This is a genomic window from Oleiphilus sp. HI0043 (assembly GCF_001634935.1).
On sequence record NZ_LWEY01000183.1, the window covers coordinates 1 to 942 of the forward strand.

The 942-nt window shown below is 47.8% G+C and carries 1 protein-coding gene; it reads left to right on the forward strand.

Annotation, left to right across the window (positions count from 1 at the left end; translation table 11 throughout):
- Positions 1–942, forward strand: a 942-nt coding sequence (gene glyA / locus A3729_RS03200) for a serine hydroxymethyltransferase (RefSeq protein ID WP_068633145.1), incomplete at both ends; no start/stop codon positions are given.

The following is a 942-nucleotide window of genomic DNA, read 5'->3' on the forward strand; positions in this document are numbered from 1 at the left end:
TTGAACTGATTGCATCAGAAAACTACACCAGCCCTCGAGTGATGGAGGCTCAAGGTTCTGCATTAACGAATAAGTATGCTGAAGGCTATCCGGGTAAGCGTTACTACGGTGGTTGTGAGCATGTTGACGTGGTTGAGCAGCTAGCGATTGATCGTGCTAAAGAGTTGTTTGGTGCTGACTACGCAAACGTTCAACCTCATTCAGGTTCGCAAGCCAATGCTGCTGTTTATATGGCGCTTTGCTCTCCCGGCGATACGGTATTGGGAATGAGCTTGGCTCACGGCGGTCACTTGACGCATGGTGCGTCAGTAAGCTTTTCCGGTCGTATCTATAACGCCGTGCAGTACGGTTTGAATGAGCAAACGGGTGAAATCGACTACGATCAGGTTGAAGCGCTTGCTCGTGAACATAAGCCAAAGATGATTGTTGCAGGTTTTTCTGCCTACTCTCGTATTGTTGATTGGCAGCGTTTTCGTGATATTGCTGATGAAGTCGGTGCATTCTTATTCGTAGACATGGCGCATATTGCCGGTTTGGTTGCGGCGGGTGTTTATCCTAGCCCAGTTGGCATCGCTGATGTAGTAACGTCTACTACTCACAAAACCTTGGGTGGTCCCCGTGGCGGTATCATTCTGGCGAAGGCAAATGAAGCGCTAGAGAAGAAATTAAACTTTGCTGTATTCCCTGAAAGCCAGGGCGGCCCTTTGATGCATGTAATAGCTGCTAAAGCGGTGTGCTTTAAAGAAGCTATGTCAGATGAGTACAAGTCTTACCAGTCTCAAGTTGTTGAGAATGCCAAGGCGATGGTTGCAGTTTTCCAGGAGCGTGGCTTTGATGTGGTATCAAATGGCACTGACGATCACTTGTTCCTGCTAGATTTGATCAGCAAAGATATCACGGGTAAAGATGCTGACGCTGCACTAGGCAAAGCGAATATTACAG